The organism is Pseudoalteromonas sp. H103 (assembly GCF_001469205.1).
Classification (GTDB): Bacteria; Pseudomonadota; Gammaproteobacteria; order Enterobacterales; family Alteromonadaceae; genus Pseudoalteromonas; species Pseudoalteromonas carrageenovora.
Genome location: NZ_LOFG01000019.1, coordinates 200,649 through 215,655 on the forward strand (window position 1 = coordinate 200,649; position 15,007 = coordinate 215,655).

Annotated in this window: 19 protein-coding genes and 2 tRNA genes; 12 read left to right on the plus strand and 9 right to left on the minus strand. The window is 38.0% G+C overall.

Annotated features, from left to right (window positions below; translation table 11 throughout):
- Positions 1–111: 111 nt before the first annotated feature.
- The 7 genes from prc to ATS74_RS17600 all read right to left on the minus strand — a co-directional run bounded on the left by prc (position 112) and on the right by ATS74_RS17600 (position 4,593).
- The gene (gene prc, locus ATS74_RS17570; RefSeq protein ID WP_058550159.1) at positions 112–2,136 is read right to left on the minus strand and encodes a carboxy terminal-processing peptidase; all 2,025 of its coding nucleotides are present in this window, start codon (positions 2,134–2,136) and stop codon (positions 112–114) included.
- A 26-nt stretch (positions 2,137–2,162) separates the two neighbouring features.
- Complete coding sequence (proQ, locus tag ATS74_RS17575) at positions 2,163–2,810, minus strand: RNA chaperone ProQ (protein ID WP_058550160.1); 648 nt, start codon at positions 2,808–2,810, stop codon at positions 2,163–2,165.
- Between the two features lie 15 nt (positions 2,811–2,825).
- Positions 2,826–3,104 (minus strand): hypothetical protein, encoded by a 279-nt coding sequence (locus tag ATS74_RS17580; RefSeq protein WP_058550161.1) that lies wholly within the window; start codon positions 3,102–3,104, stop codon positions 2,826–2,828.
- Positions 3,104–3,562: a GAF domain-containing protein gene (locus ATS74_RS17585; protein ID WP_058550162.1), complete on the minus strand. Its 459-nt coding sequence runs from the start codon at positions 3,560–3,562 to the stop codon at positions 3,104–3,106. Before ATS74_RS17585 ends, ATS74_RS17580 begins: the two co-directional genes overlap by 1 nt.
- A 128-nt stretch (positions 3,563–3,690) precedes the next feature.
- Complete coding sequence (locus tag ATS74_RS17590) at positions 3,691–4,071, minus strand: hypothetical protein (RefSeq protein WP_058550163.1); 381 nt, start codon at positions 4,069–4,071, stop codon at positions 3,691–3,693.
- 252 nt (positions 4,072–4,323) lie between these two features.
- Positions 4,324–4,414 (minus strand) — tRNA-Ser (locus ATS74_RS17595).
- Positions 4,415–4,502: 88 nt separating this feature from the next.
- Positions 4,503–4,593 (minus strand) — tRNA-Ser (locus tag ATS74_RS17600).
- Between the two features lie 251 nt (positions 4,594–4,844).
- Between ATS74_RS17600 and ATS74_RS17605 the strand changes: the two genes are divergently transcribed.
- Genes ATS74_RS17605 through ATS74_RS17635 form a run of 7 tightly spaced genes read left to right on the plus strand, consistent with a single transcriptional unit; the run spans position 4,845 to position 7,984 of the window.
- Positions 4,845–5,510, plus strand: coding sequence for a Bax inhibitor-1/YccA family protein (locus tag ATS74_RS17605; RefSeq protein ID WP_058550164.1), 666 nt, complete (start codon positions 4,845–4,847; stop codon positions 5,508–5,510).
- Positions 5,511–5,565: 55 nt separating this feature from the next.
- Positions 5,566–5,919: a sulfurtransferase complex subunit TusD gene (tusD, locus tag ATS74_RS17610; protein WP_058550165.1), complete on the plus strand. Its 354-nt coding sequence runs from the start codon at positions 5,566–5,568 to the stop codon at positions 5,917–5,919.
- Positions 5,916–6,272: a sulfurtransferase complex subunit TusC gene (gene tusC / locus ATS74_RS17615; protein WP_058550166.1), complete on the plus strand. Its 357-nt coding sequence runs from the start codon at positions 5,916–5,918 to the stop codon at positions 6,270–6,272. Before tusD ends, tusC begins: the two co-directional genes overlap by 4 nt.
- Complete coding sequence (locus ATS74_RS17620) at positions 6,269–6,535, plus strand: DsrH/TusB family sulfur metabolism protein (RefSeq protein ID WP_058550167.1); 267 nt, start codon at positions 6,269–6,271, stop codon at positions 6,533–6,535. Before tusC ends, ATS74_RS17620 begins: the two co-directional genes overlap by 4 nt.
- Positions 6,536–6,538: 3 nt before the next feature.
- A complete protein-coding gene (locus tag ATS74_RS17625) occupies positions 6,539–6,868 on the plus strand; it encodes a TusE/DsrC/DsvC family sulfur relay protein (RefSeq protein WP_058550168.1) in 330 nt (109 codons plus the stop codon).
- Positions 6,868–7,551: a pseudouridine synthase gene (locus tag ATS74_RS17630; protein ID WP_058550169.1), complete on the plus strand. Its 684-nt coding sequence runs from the start codon at positions 6,868–6,870 to the stop codon at positions 7,549–7,551. The genes ATS74_RS17625 and ATS74_RS17630 overlap by 1 nt, the downstream gene beginning before the upstream one ends.
- Positions 7,544–7,984: an NUDIX domain-containing protein gene (locus ATS74_RS17635; protein ID WP_058550170.1), complete on the plus strand. Its 441-nt coding sequence runs from the start codon at positions 7,544–7,546 to the stop codon at positions 7,982–7,984. The genes ATS74_RS17630 and ATS74_RS17635 overlap by 8 nt, the downstream gene beginning before the upstream one ends.
- Here ATS74_RS17635 and ATS74_RS17640 read toward each other — a convergent pair.
- On the minus strand, positions 7,981–9,264 hold the full coding sequence (locus ATS74_RS17640; RefSeq protein WP_058550171.1) for a sensor domain-containing diguanylate cyclase: 1,284 nt from the start codon (positions 9,262–9,264) through the stop codon (positions 7,981–7,983). The genes ATS74_RS17635 and ATS74_RS17640 overlap by 4 nt on opposite strands.
- 345 nt (positions 9,265–9,609) lie before the next feature.
- Here ATS74_RS17640 and mnmA point away from each other — a divergent pair, with 345 nt between their 5' ends.
- The 5 genes from mnmA to ATS74_RS17665 all read left to right on the plus strand — a co-directional run bounded on the left by mnmA (position 9,610) and on the right by ATS74_RS17665 (position 14,404).
- Entirely contained in the window at positions 9,610–10,710 is a 1,101-nt protein-coding gene (mnmA, locus tag ATS74_RS17645) for a tRNA 2-thiouridine(34) synthase MnmA (RefSeq protein ID WP_058550172.1), read from the plus strand.
- Positions 10,710–11,312 (plus strand): high frequency lysogenization protein HflD, encoded by a 603-nt coding sequence (hflD, locus tag ATS74_RS17650; RefSeq protein WP_058550173.1) that lies wholly within the window; start codon positions 10,710–10,712, stop codon positions 11,310–11,312. Before mnmA ends, hflD begins: the two co-directional genes overlap by 1 nt.
- Positions 11,313–11,343: 31 nt before the next feature.
- Positions 11,344–12,714: an adenylosuccinate lyase gene (purB, locus tag ATS74_RS17655; protein WP_058550174.1), complete on the plus strand. Its 1,371-nt coding sequence runs from the start codon at positions 11,344–11,346 to the stop codon at positions 12,712–12,714.
- Between the two features lie 76 nt (positions 12,715–12,790).
- On the plus strand, positions 12,791–13,936 hold the full coding sequence (locus ATS74_RS17660; RefSeq protein ID WP_058550175.1) for a ribosomal protein uL16 3-hydroxylase: 1,146 nt from the start codon (positions 12,791–12,793) through the stop codon (positions 13,934–13,936).
- Between the two features lie 9 nt (positions 13,937–13,945).
- On the plus strand, positions 13,946–14,404 hold the full coding sequence (locus ATS74_RS17665; RefSeq protein WP_058550176.1) for a GNAT family N-acetyltransferase: 459 nt from the start codon (positions 13,946–13,948) through the stop codon (positions 14,402–14,404).
- 52 nt (positions 14,405–14,456) lie between these two features.
- On the opposite strand, the gene ATS74_RS17670 is transcribed toward ATS74_RS17665, so the two are convergent.
- Positions 14,457–14,903 carry a DUF4826 family protein gene (locus tag ATS74_RS17670; protein WP_058550177.1) on the minus strand — a complete coding sequence of 149 codons (447 nt, stop codon included), beginning with the start codon at positions 14,901–14,903 and terminating at the stop codon, positions 14,457–14,459.
- Positions 14,904–15,007: the final 104 nt, after the last annotated feature.

Sequence of the window (15,007 nt, forward strand, 5' to 3'; positions counted from 1 at the left end):
AGCACAATAAGGTAACCCAACTTAAAGTAATAGGCGATTATAACAATTTACTAAATTATGGGTAGTAAAAAAGGCGCTAAAGCGCCTTTTTTATAGAGGTAAAACCAGTGGTTACTTTTTAGCGATACGCCCATATTTAATATAATCTTGAGTGATCAACGCCGCTTCTTCTAAAAACGGGTCTAACTCTTCGATCATTTCAGGTACGTCGTCTAGATTTTCAATTGGGTCTTTCCCTAAACGTTTAAGACGCTCATTTGTACGCACAAGTGCACGTGCTTCGCCTTCGTCTTTCTCTTCGATGCGCTTAGCTTCAACTAGAGAAATAGTTTTACGATCTTTTTCTTCGTTATAACGGGCTATATCATCAAATACATAATTAAACTCAGGCTCTGCTTTAATGCGTTGCTCATGGTTTTTTTCTAAATAAGTAATGATAGGCGTTAAATTACCTAATTTTTTGTATTTCGCTTTTACGATACTATCCCAAGGTAAAGCATTATCTTGTTTACTTTCGCCCCACTCTGCTGGGTCAATTGCTGATGGAAACGAAATATCAGGAATAACGCCTTTGTGCTGCGTGCTACCACCATTTATACGGTAAAATTTAGCAATTGTATATTGCACACTGCCAAGCGCATTGTCGTACAAATCGTAAGCACGGCCTAAGCCTTTGTGTTGCTGTACAGTACCTTTACCAAAGGTTTGCTCGCCAATAATAACTGCACGACCATAGTCTTGCATAGCGGCTGCAAATATTTCAGACGCAGATGCACTATAGCGATCGACTAATACAGTTAATGGGCCGTCGTAATAAGTAATGCCATCACGGTCTTTTTGCTCTTCAATACGGTTATTTAAAGTATGAATTTGAACAACAGGGCCTTGGTCAAAAAACAAGCCTGACAGCTGTGTTGCTTCATATAAAGAACCACCACCATTTTGGCGTAAGTCGATGATAATGCCATCCACTTTTTCTTCTTTAAGCTTTGCTAATTCAACTTTGACGTCTTTTGATAGGTTGTTGTAAAAACCTGGGATTTCAATCACCCCTATTTTACTTGTTAAATCAGAATATTTTGCCTCAAATACTTCTGACTTAGCTGCTCTATCTTCTAAGCGGATTTTATCACGCGTGATTTCAACTACTTTAGGTGCGCCATGAGCGTCAACACCTTTTAAATACTGCAAGCGTACTTTAGTACCTTTAGGGCCTTTAATTAAATCAACTACGTCATCTAAACGCCAGCCAATTACATCTACAAATTCTTCGCCATCTTGGGCAACACCAATAATACGGTCATCAGCTTTAATTTGATCTGTTTTATCAGCAGGGCCACCCGGCACTAAGCTGCGAATAACAGTGTAATCTTCATCTGGACTTAATACTGCACCTATACCTTCAAGCTCTAGGTCCATGTCCATTTTGAATTGCTCTGCACGACGTGGCGATAAATAAGACGTATGTGCCTCAATACTACGTGCGAGTGAATTCATTACAATTTGAAATGCATCTTCTGAATTTGATTGCACCAAACGTTTTTGCGCATTTTTATAACGCTTGGTCAGTACTTCTTTAATGCCGTTCCAATCTTTACCGGTCATTTTTAAACGTAAAGCATCGTATTTAACACGCTCACGCCAAATTTCATCAAGCTCAGCTTGAGACGTTGACCACGCTGCATCTTCTCGATCAAAAAAGTATTCGTCTTCTTTATCAAACGTCATTTCTTTTTCAAGCAATGTAAGTGAATATTCATAACGTTCAAAACGACGCTTAAGGCTTAAGTTGAAAATATCAAACGTGAAACCTAATTTGCCGGTAGTCAAAGCGTTATCAAAGTCGTCACGGTATTGATCAAAAGACGCAACATCGCTTGCTAAAAAAACGCTTTTATTAAAATCAAGGGATTCGATATAACGATCGTAGACTTTACTAGAAAGCTCATCGTTAAATCGAACCGGTGTGTAATGTGAACGAGTAAATAAGCTAGCCACTCGTTTGCTGGCAGTTCCATGTTGACTTTCTTGCTTGAGCTGAGGTAAATCGTCGATTGTAACGGCTTCTACAGCAGCAAATAATGAACCTGAAAACAGGGCAGCAACTAACGGAATGAGCGTAAACTTTTTACTCATACACAACTCCTTAATTTATTTACAGCTTAAATGATGTATAAGCTGTCAGCTTTAGTTTTAACTTGCATACCTGTCACTAATTCAACGTGAACGTCATCTTTGTTCACTTCTGTAATTACTGCATTTACAAGTGCTTGGCCAAGTTTAACCTTAACCTTGTTATTAACCTTGACCTCGTCTGCTGGTAAAGGTTCAATTTTTCCTGAACGTTTAGCCGGTGCAACTTTAGCTGGTTTGTTAGCTGAAGCACTACGCTCGCCCGCTTTATTTGCGTGAGCTGGTTTCTTTTTGAAAGATTTTGAATCTGAGTCTTGGCGTGGACGCTGTTGTTTTTTACGTTTAGCCATTTTAGCGCGGCTTTCTTCCAATGCTTTTTGTGCATGGTCGATGTGCTCTTGCTCAACTTTTTCACCTTGATTACCATCAAGGTCAATACGAAACTCTGACTTAGTCACAGCTTCTAAATAACGCCAGTTTGACGTGTATTTTCTAAGGGCTTGACGTACTTGAGTCTTACTTACTTTTTCAGACCCTTCAATACGCTCAGCGATATCTTTAAAAATACCTACTTTAAGCGGTTTGATCCCGTCTTTTTGTTTAAAACACTGAGGAAATTCTTGGTATAAGAATTCCAGTACTTCATTAATATCTTTTAGCTTGTTTGTGGTTTCCATTTTAGAACCTATTTTTCACATCTTTTCATCAAGGGACGAATCGACGTAGTGTATTACCCAGTCGACCAACTCTTCGAAGTCAGCTTCAATTACAGCCATATCACCTCGAAGGTGTTCCCAAATACCATTAATTGTTTCATCAATAAATTCACACTCGGAGTCGTCTGGTAGACGGTCCCACGCTATGTGAATCAAATCATTGAGCGTTTCCGCTACATGTTCTTCATCGCCTTCCCAATCGCCAACATCTTGTATAGCAAATAGGTAGTCTTGAACATTTAGCAAATCTTTCATTACAAGCTAGCCTCAAAACACTTAATTAATGCCTCTAAGCCTGCTTTGTCATCAGTATCAAATCGAGAGATACTAGGGCTATCAATATCTAGCACTGCAAATATTTTACCATGTTTCATGATAGGTACAACAATCTCAGAGTTTGACGCCGCATCACAGGCAATATGCCCATCAAATGCGTGCACATCTTCAATTAATTGTGTTTGCAATGTAGCTGCAGCCGTTCCACATACACCTTTTCCTACTGGAATACGAATACATGCAGGATTACCCTGAAACGGGCCTAATACCAATTCTGACGGTGAATCCATAAAGTAAAAACCCGCCCAATTTACATCTTCTAAAGAGGTAAATAACAGCGCGCTTATATTTGCCATATTAGCAATTACATTCGATTCACCGGCAATCAGCGATTCAGTTTGCTTAACTAATGACTGGTAAAAATCGTGCTTTTGCATACCAAACTACTTCTTATTAAACATACAGTAGCTAAAGGTACTCTTTGTGGTGAAAAATTGGAACCTTTTGCGGGTAAAAAAAAGGAATTTACGCCGTTTATCAGCGCCCTTGATTAATAAAGCTGCAATTATGATTTTGCTGATTTACGAAGACCAAATAAAAATAGCCCCGCAGCGAATGCCGACATAACACTATTAATTAAAAATATTTCGCCTGTGGTGGCACTCAAGAGGTAACTAAAAATAGCCCCACCTAACAAACCTAGCGTTAGTACACCAGAGTAATTAACCTTTGAATACTTAAACATAAGTAAATACCCGGGAACTACGAAAGCCGCCATTGTTAAGCCTACAATGTGTGCATTTGATATAGCAGTCATTAACAAGTTTAAAAATATTGAGACAAACTCGCCTTCCAGCGTAAGTGAATAATAAACACCAAGTAAACTGCCTACAATAACAGGCGATAATAACGAAAGCCCTACGCTTTTTGCTAGTTGATGTTTCATTTAAAATCCTTAATACACAAGCCTAAATACTATATATTAAGCATGCACCAAGATCTTAAGGTTAGAAACAGAGACTATGGTCGTAATTTATGATGATTTTACATACAGATTTACGCAAGCTTTGTAAGTTATTGCAGATGATGGATACTACTAAGAAGCCATGCTCATCTAAAGGCTTAAAAAAGATGAAAAATAAAACAGCTTTAATTCGCAGGCACAAAAAAGCCCGCTAAATAGCGGGCTTTATTATAATGGTGGAGAGATAGGGATTTGAACCCTAGATGGGCTATAAACCCATGCCGGTTTTCAAGACCGGTGCATTCGACCACTCTGCCATCTCTCCAAAATCTATTATAAATATTAGTAAGAGTGTACTAATATTTATTTTAAATGAATGATATATAATTAATACCACACACTTATTAAATAAGTGGTGGAGAGATAGGGATTTGAACCCTAGATGGGCTATAAACCCATGCCGGTTTTCAAGACCGGTGCATTCGACCACTCTGCCATCTCTCCGCACGGCCTGCATAATAGGGAAACCCATTGCCTTTGTGAAGCTTTTTTTTAAATTAATTGTTTAAGTGCTTAAAAAACAATTAATTTGTTTAAACTTAAAGCAAATTATAACTTTTTATAAGATTCAGGAACTTAAATTTAAAAATAACACTCTATTGATCTACAAAGGTTTGCCCAAACATATAAGAGTTGGTAATCTAATTTTAGTTAAATTATCGAAACAGACTTGTTTCACTTTAAGGAGCTCTACAATGGCGTTTAATCAATCGTACAATACCGCAAAACCGGTAATGTCGACCATTGAAACAAATAAGGTACTTAAAAACACCTATTTTTTACTTGCTATGACACTTGCATTTAGTGCAGTAACAGCTGGTATTTCAATGGCACTACAATTACCTTACTTTATGGGACTTGTGTTTACACTAGTTTCTTTCGGTTTATTATTTGTTGTAAATAAAAAAGCAGAGTCTGCATCTGGTGTGTTTTGGGTGTTTGCGTTTACAGGCTTAATGGGAGCAGGCCTTGGCCCATTATTAAATCATTACGCTGCAATGCCTAATGGCCCAATGCTTATTATGCAAGCATTAGGTTCTACAGCGCTTATTTTCTTTGGTTTATCTGCTTATGCACTTAACACTAAAAAAGACTTCTCATTTATGGGTGGCTTTTTAACTGTTGGCTTAATTGTTGTAATCGTTGCAAGCATTGTTAATATTTTCGTTGGCAGCTCGCTAATGTTTATGGTGCTTAACGCAGCTGTCGTTCTAATTATGTCTGGTTTGATTTTGTTTGATACAAGCAGAATCATCAACGGCGGCGAAACAAACTACATTCGCGCTACAGTGTCTTTATACTTAAATGTATATAACTTATTTACGTCTTTACTTGCTCTACTTGGCGCAAGTGATGACTAATTAAAAAGTTCTGTTAAAATAGCCCCTTAATTGGGGCTTTTTTATTGGAATTGTTTTGCCGCGTTTCGTACTCTCATTGCATACACCACCATCTGATCACGACACAACACAACGATTGGTTAGCTTTGCTCAAGCTTGTTTAGCACAAGGCCATAGTATAGATGCGATATTTTTATATCAGCAAGGCATATATCACGCTTCAAATAATTTTGATTTACCCTCAGACGAACTTCAAATAACAGACCTTTGGCAACAATTAGCAGATCAAAATATAAACCTGATGCTATGTGTAACCGCTGCAGAAAAGCGCGGGTTAGCTATAAAAAACACCAGTGTATTTGCAGTTGCGGGATTAGCCGAATTTGCAATGCTCGCAAGCGACGCTGATAAGTGGATACAATTTAAATGATTAACGTTTTAGTGATAAGCCAAAGCAGCCCATTTGATGATTTAAATATTCGTGATGCGCTCGACATGACATTAATATTTGCCGCTGTAGATCAAAACGTTAGCTGGTTGTTTAGCGGCCCGGCAGTTCTTGCTTTAAAGAAACACCAACAACCAAACTCTATTGGTATAAAAGATTTCTTTAAAAATATTAAAACCCTAGAAATCTATGATGTTGAAAATATCTATGTGTGTGAAAAGTCACTTTTTGATTACGGTTTAAATAAACATGATTTACTCATCGCAGCTCAAACACTTAATTTTAGCGAGCAGCAAACCTTAATTAAAAACCAAAAACATGTGGTGAACATATGAGTACCCTACATATTTTTTCTAAAACGCTAAATAATTACTGCGCAAATCAACTTGAAAACTTAATTCAGCCCACAGATAAAGTACTTTTGTTAGGCGATGCCTGTTTTGCTAAAAAACAATTTAGACAATTTTCAGATTCACTTTTATTACTAGCTCAAGACATTCAAGTGCGTGCAATAACTTTATCAGACAACGATACAGCAATAAGCTATGAAGAATTTGTAGCGCTTACCTTATCAACCAATCAATCTATTACTTGGTAACCCATGCTTGAATTTAATAATCTACACATTGACACCGACAAACAAGGTTATTTACTTGATCACACACTGTGGACTAAAGAGTTAGCCCCTGTTATTGCCGCGCAAGAAAATATAACCCTGAGTGAGCAACACTGGGAAGTTATAAACTTCGTTCGCAATTTTTACCTTGAGTACAATACAAGCCCTGCTATTCGTATGCTTGTAAAAGCCATGGCTAAAGCGCTTGGAGAAGATAAAGGGAATAGTATTTACTTATACAAATTATTTCCTAAAGGCCCTGCTAAACAAGCAACTAAAATTGCCGGACTACCAAAGCCAGCTAGGTGTATTTAATGAAAAACAAATCGAGCAATAAAAACACACCTGATTCGACAGCTAAACGTAATACCGGGCGCACTTACTCGCGAAGTGCGCTTAAAAAGCCTGCAGGGAGACGAGAGATAAAGCCGCAAATTGCCTCTAAAGATAGAAAAATTGTCCTTTTTAATAAACCGTTTGATGTTCTTTGCCAATTTACCGACGATGACAACAGGCAAACACTCGCACAGTTTATCCCTATAAAAGAAGTATATGCTGCAGGAAGGTTAGACCGTGACAGTGAAGGCTTATTACTTTTAACCAACTGCGGAAAATTACAAAATACCTTAACCTCCCCTAATAAAAAAACAAACAAAACATATTGGGTGCAAGTAGAAGGTGAGCCCACTCGCGAATCGATCAACGCATTATGCAAAGGGGTTGAGCTAAAAGACGGCCTAACACTTCCGGCTAATGTTAAAATTATTGACGAACCTGATATATGGCCACGTAACCCACCCGTTCGTGAACGTAAGTCAATCCCAACTACATGGCTTAGTATTACAATTAATGAGGGAAAAAACAGGCAAGTACGCAGAATGACTGCTCATATTGGCCACCCTACATTACGCCTAATTCGCTACAGTATTGGTAATTACACCTTAGATGATATTAATTCAGGCGATTACAACGTCATTAAAGGTGCTCTAGATGCATAAACCACATGTAACTGTTGCTGCAATAGTAAAAAATAAGCAGCAGTTTTTACTCGTTAAAGAGCGAGATAAATTTACTAAGCGAATTTGTTATAATCAACCTGCAGGTCATCTCGAAGAAAAAGAAACGCTGGCTCAAGCAGCCTCTAGAGAGCTTTTAGAAGAAACGGGTTTAAGTTTAAAGCCTAGCGGCTTTTTAGGTGTTTATAATTTGCATGCAGCTAACGGCGTACATTATTTAAGGTTTTGTTTTTTATTTGAAACAACAAGTGAAACCGCAGTGCTTGAGCCAAAAGACAGCGATATAATATCGGCTAATTGGCACAGCTATGAGCAAATTAAAGACCTTCCCCTTAGAAGCCACCTTGTTTTGAAATGTATACAAGATAGTTTAAACAAAGCGCCTTTAAGCCTAGATACAATTTATGACGATTAACTAGTTTCACTTTTTGCAAGTGCAATACAATTACGCCCTTGACGTTTAGCATAATAAAGAGCGTTATCCGCCCCCTTAACAAAGCTAAATCGGTCCTCTGTATCGTTATCGTCAATAGTATTTATTCCCATACTTAGTGATAATAAACCACTGTAGCTATCCTCGTGGACTATCGCTAAACTTTCAATTGCTTTTTCAATTTGTTCGGCAATAAACAAAGCGCCTTGCCTGTCTGTTTGCGGCAATAAAACAACAAACTCTTCGCCGCCATAGCGTGCAACAAAATCTTCAGGTCGACTAACGGTGGAAGCTATTTCTTGAGCTACATCGTATAAACAGGTATCTCCTGCCATATGCCCGTACCGATCGTTAAATTGCTTAAAGTAGTCTATGTCTATTAAAATAATAGAAAGCGCACCATTTCTGTCACGAGCACAGTCAAATTCTTGTACAAGTTTCTCGTCAAATCGGCGCCTATTTGCTATTCGCGTTAGCGAATCAAGAAATGCCATATCTCTAAGAATATCTTCTGCCTCCATTCGCTCCGTTGCGTCATTAAAAACGGCAATAAACTCTTCACCAATATTTATACCAGAGACTTCCATCAATATTTGCGAGCCATCGCTGCAACTTACTTTATAATTATTAGCAGGAATATCATTATTGTTTTCTTGTGCAACATCTAAAGACTCCTGCCAAAGTTTTTTTACAAACTCTCGGTATTGAGGATCTGGATATGCTTTTTTCCACCAGGCTTTTAAATTTGGTACCTCTTTAACAGAATAACCAAATACATCTACAAATCGTTGGTTTACTTTAAGTATGTCACCTGTGTTTGCGCATACATTACATATAGGCATGGGTAGTTTAGTAAATAACTTAGCGTAATGGCTCAACTCATGCTTTCGCATAGGATTTAAAATATTTTGTGATAAGTAGCTTGATGGCATATCACCTTTATCACTGTTGATTTTTTGTTCCATAATTAAAGCAAAATACCACTCGAGCCACCATCCCTCAACGGTTTGTAACACAAGGCTCTGGGTTTGATCAGACAGATAAAGTGACTTTCTTATTAAGCCAAAAAGTTCATTAACAGGATTTGGCTCTTGATATACATGCACTTTTTTTAATTTAATTAACTCGTAGAATAAATGATACGCTGACTGCTTAAATTCATGTTTTGGGTTTGCTAAAACATCGCTAATTTGAAAGTCAGGTTTTGCTATGTAATGTACGACAAACGATTCTATTTTACTTACCTGATAGGCATAATTCATATATTCATTCCATTGACTATATTTTTAATGACGTTATTAATGCCAAGTTTGCTTCTAATACTTTTACCTAAGTGTATATTTACTTTAATAGTTTTCAAACAAAATACTAGTAAATAAGTACAAAAAACTAAAGTATTTGTTTTTTATCTAAAATGATAATTATTTAGTACATTTAATGCCAAAGGCTTATTTATTTTTATTGAGCATTGTTTGCTATTTATTATAAAAATAAAATCAGCATAAAATAGGCTCTTTACACACCCTCTCCCTTTAAGCACAAACAAAATACATGCTATAATCGCGGCCTTTCCAAGTTAACAGCAATCTGTATAAGCGAAATTATTCATGAGCGAAAATAGTCACATTAAAGTCATCGTTGGTATGTCCGGCGGTGTTGATTCTTCTGTATCTGCATATTTATTACAACAACAGGGCTACCAAGTAGAAGGCCTGTTTATGAAGAACTGGGAAGAAGACGACAATGACGAATACTGTGCAGCAGCCGATGATTTAAAAGACGCACAAGCAGTATGCGACAAGTTAGGCATAGAACTTCACACTGTTAACTTTGCAGCAGAATACTGGGATAACGTATTTGAGTACTTTTTAGAGGAGTACAAAGCAGGCCGTACACCTAACCCAGATATAATGTGTAATAAAGAAATTAAATTTAAAGCCTTTTTAGAGTTTGCGGCACAAGCTCTTGGTGCAGACTTTATAGCAACGGGTCATTACGTTCGCCGTGAACTACGAGACGACAAATACGTAATGTGCCGTGGTCTAGATAACAATAAAGACCAAAGCTACTTTTTATACACATTAAGCCACGAGCATATCGCGCAAACTTTATTCCCTGTCGGTGATATAGAAAAGCCAGAAGTACGTCGCATTGCCGAAGAGCAAGATTTAATTACTCACGATAAAAAAGACAGTACAGGAATTTGTTTTATCGGTGAGCGTAAGTTTAAAGATTTTTTACAGAAGTTTTTACCTGCGCAACCAGGTGTTATCGAAGACACGGACGGTAATAACGTAGGTGAGCATGAAGGCTTAATGTACCATACACTTGGTCAACGCAAAGGTTTGTTAATTGGTGGCATGAAAGAAGGCTCTGGTGAGCCATGGTACGTAGTTGATAAAGACTTAGAGCGTAACGTACTCGTTGTTGGCCAAGGTAAAGACCACCCTCGCCTTTATAGCAATGGTCTTAATGCAAACCAATTACATTGGGTTGACCGCATTGGTCCAAAAGGGTCAACGCGTTGTACAGTTAAAACACGTTACCGCCAAGAAGACTTAAGCTGTACCCTGCTTGTAGGCGAAGACGGTATGGCTCGTGTATTATTTGACGAGCCACAAAAAGCAGTTACACCAGGTCAATCTGCTGTATTTTATGCAGACGATGTATGTTTAGGCGGTGGTATTATTGATTCGGTGATCAAGTAATGAATGAACACCAAGTGATGGCGCTTGCCGCCATGTGTCAAGTAGCTAAACAAGTTCAAAAAATTGCACAATACGGTTCTAATAACGAACACGACCTAGAAGTATTATTCGCAAGTATTGTACAAACATCACCTGCGTCACCGGTTGATGTGTATCAAGGTACGCATAACTTACGTGATGGCTATAAAACATTATTAGCTCAGCTAACAGCTGGTGCTCAAAAGGATGTTGAAATAGTAAAATACGTAGGTGGTTTAATGCAGCTTGAGCGCGCGCTGAGTGCAAACGACAAAAGCTTAAACGAATTAGGTAAACGAATAGATGATATCCATCGTCGTTTAGACCACTTTGCTATTACCGACGAAAGCGTTGTTGCCGGTTTAGCAGATATATACTCGTCGGTGCTGAGCCCCCTTGGGCACCGAATTCAGGTTTATGGTAAACCCGAGTTATTAAAACAGCAACTCACTCAAAATAAAATCCGTGCATTATTACTTGCCGGTATTAGAAGTGCAGTATTATGGCGACAAATGGGCGGTAAACGCCGTCATTTTTTCTTTGCAAAAAGAAAAATTATCGCCATAGCTAAAGCAAAAATTTAATTATCGTTCAAACTAAAATTTAGGAGTTATTATGGAGCTTTCAGCGTTAACGGCTATCTCTCCAGTGGATGGTCGCTACGGCAGCAAAACCACTGAACTACGTAGTATTTTCAGCGAATTTGGCTTAATCAAATACCGCGTAATTGTTGAAGTGCGTTGGTTGCAAGCGTTAGCTGCAGCAAGCGAAATTAAAGAAGTACCTGCATTTAGCGAACAAGCAAATGCACTTTTAAACGCAATTGTAGATAACTTTAGCGAAGCAGATGCACAACGTGTTAAAGATATTGAACGTACAACTAATCACGATGTTAAAGCGGTTGAATACCTACTAAAAGAAAAAGTAGCCGACAACGCAGAGCTTCATGCAATTAACGAATTTATCCACTTCGCATGTACCTCTGAAGACATCAATAACCTATCTCATGGTTTAATGCTAACTGAAGCTCGTAACAAGGTTTTACTACCTTACTGTGATGATTTACTTAGCGCTATTAAAGAAAAAGCTGTTGAGTATAAAGCAATCCCAATGATGACACGTACGCACGGACAACCTGCTACACCATCTACAATGGGTAAAGAGTTTGCAAACGTATACATGCGTTTAAAGCGTCAGCGTGACCAAATTGCTCGAGTTGAAATGCTAGGTAAAGTAAACGGTGCTGTTGGTAACTATAATGCTCACTTAAGCGCTTATCCAGATTACGACTGGCATACACATGCAGATAAGTTTGTATCAAGCTTAGGTTTAACACTGAACCCATTTACTACTCAAATTGAACCGCATGACTACATAGCTGAGTTATTTGATGCTATCGCTCGATTTAACACTATATTGCTCGACTTTGATCGTGATATGTGGGGTTATATTGCACTTAATCACTTTAAGCAAAAAACAATTGCGGGTGAAATAGGTTCATCAACTATGCCGCACAAAGTTAACCCTATTGATTTTGAAAACTCAGAAGGTAACTTAGGCTTAGCAAATGCTATTTTTGCTCACCTTGCACAAAAATTACCAGTATCTCGCTGGCAGCGTGACCTTACCGACTCAACGGTTTTACGTAACCTTGGTGTGGGTATGGGCTATGCCCTTATTGCGTATCAGTCAACACTTAAAGGTATTAGCAAACTTGAAGTTAACGAGCAACGTTTGCTTGAAGAGCTTGACCAAAACTGGGAATTACTAGCTGAGCCAATTCAAACGGTAATGCGTAAATACGGTATCGAAAAGCCATACGAAAAACTTAAAGATTTAACCCGTGGTAAGCGCGTAAATCAAGAGATTATGGCTGACTTTATCGATGGTTTAAACCTTCCAGAGCACGCTAAAGTAGAAATGAAAAAACTAACACCTGCCAACTACATTGGCCGCGCTGTTGAGTTTATTGACGATTTAGTTTAAATACTAAATTGCGCATATAAAAAGCGAAAGGATAATCCCTTTCGCTTTTTTTGTCTTAAATTTATAGGCCAACTCTATGTACCAACTAAAAATAAACAACCTCTCTGAGCAAGAGTTTTTAACCCATTTTTGGCAAAAAAAACCACTGCTAATAAAGCAAGGCTTTAGTAATTTTAACGATCCAATTGAAGCTGAAGAATTAGCAGGCCTAGCTATGGAACAAAGCATAGAGTCGCGTATTGTCACTAACCACAATAACGACTGGCAAGCACACCAAGGTCCATTTGAAAACTTTGAATTATTAACCGAAGAACATTCAACATTACTTGTTCAAGCAGTCGATCATTGGCATTGTGAGGCAGCCCAATTACTGGAGCCATTTAGATTTATTCCAAATTGGCGAATTGATGATTTAATGGTTAGCTATTCAACGCCTAAAGGCGGTGTTGGCCCTCATTTAGATCAGTACGATGTGTTTATTATTCAAGGTGAAGGTAAGCGTCATTGGCGTGTCGGCTTACCCGACCCAACACTTAAGCAATTTGCTCAAAACAAAAAACTACTTCAAGTTGAGCCTTTTGAAGCCGTAATAGACTGTATATTAGAGCCTGGCGATATTTTATATATTCCGCCTGGTTGCCCACATGAAGGTTATGCCGTTGAAAATGCACTTAACTATTCAGTCGGTTTTAGAGCGCCTAACCAACAAGATTTACTATCAAGTTTTGCCGATCATATTATTGATACCGAAAGCGGTCAAAAGCGCTATACCGATCATAACCTTACTCTTAGAGAGTCAAAAGGTGAACTAACTAATCTTGAAGTTGATAAAGTTAAAACCTTAATGGCCACCCTTTTAGAGAATAACGAACTCTTTAAACAATGGCTTGGAAACACGCTAAGCCAAGCCAAACACGAAATGGATTTAGCACCTTTAGAAGATGAACTTTCAAGCGATGATACAACCCAATTACTAAACGATGAAAACAATGTGTTTGAGCGTTTAGGGGGTGTTAGAGCTATTTACCAAATACTTGGGAGTGCAGTATTATTAAGTGTTAATGGTGAAAATTATGAACTGCCAATGAGCGATTTAAATGCAGTTAAATTATTAACCGATACCAGCTATTTTAGTAGCGAAGATTTAATGGCTCACCAACCCAGTCTAGAATTTATTAAAACCTTTACTACACTAGTTAATGAAGGGATATGGTATAACTAGAGGTGAGCTATGGGCTATCGAGTTAACGAAGTAGATTGGAACAGACAAAAAAGTTTGTTACAGCAAATACGAGAACGCGTTTTTGTATACGAGTTACATATACCCAAAAGAGTAGAGTTCGATAGCCTAGATGAAATATGCCAACATGTACTCGTTACCGATGAGTCTGAACAAGCCGTAGCGACGGGCAGATTATGCAGTGACGGCTTAATTGGCCGTATTGCAGTGCTACCAGAGCACCGTAACCCCCTTGTATATCAATCACTTTTAAACTTTATTGTTAAGCTTGCAGCACGCCAAGGTATTAATACCATTTGTATTAACTGTATTTTAAACGAAGTTCAACTTTTCAATCAAAATGGTTTTATAAAACAAGGGTGTGTGTTTATGGAAGCCGGTATACCCAGGCAAAGAATGCAGTGTGAAGTAGCCGACTTTGTTACTAAGCCATTTACACTCGTACATTAAAAAAGGGCAATTCATAATTTGCCCTTTTTATTTTACTTAACTTAAATGCTGATTACTTAGGCTCATTAGCCCATAACTGTTCGTTTTCATGCATTTCGTACAAACCATGTGCACGATTTATAAGTAAATTTGCAAAGTTAACTTGTGTTTGGTCTCGTGCGCCAATACTCATTATTTGATCAGCCTTTAACTGCCACTGCAATGAAAAGTAACGCATAGCATCACGTGCATCTTTTGCTGCACTTACCTCTGCATGATCCGTAGGTAAACGCCCAGTAACAACCCAGTACGTTTTGCCATTTTGCGCTTTAAACTTCCACATAGCGCAAAGAGGAGCCAAAAAGCGACTATCTTTATCTACTACAGACTTTGGCATAATGCCTTTTTCTGCTAAATATTTTTGTGCATTTTGAAAACACTCACGTTGCCATGCAATTCGCTGCTCTGGTGTTATAACTTGCTCTTTTTCTGTTAACGGTTTTTTTTCTTGTTGCTGCATTTTTTATTAACCTTATTACTTCTTTTTTAACACTCTAAGGGCATAACAAATAAGGTGCAAGCATAAAACACCTGCTTTGCACCTAATAAGATTTGTTTGCTGGG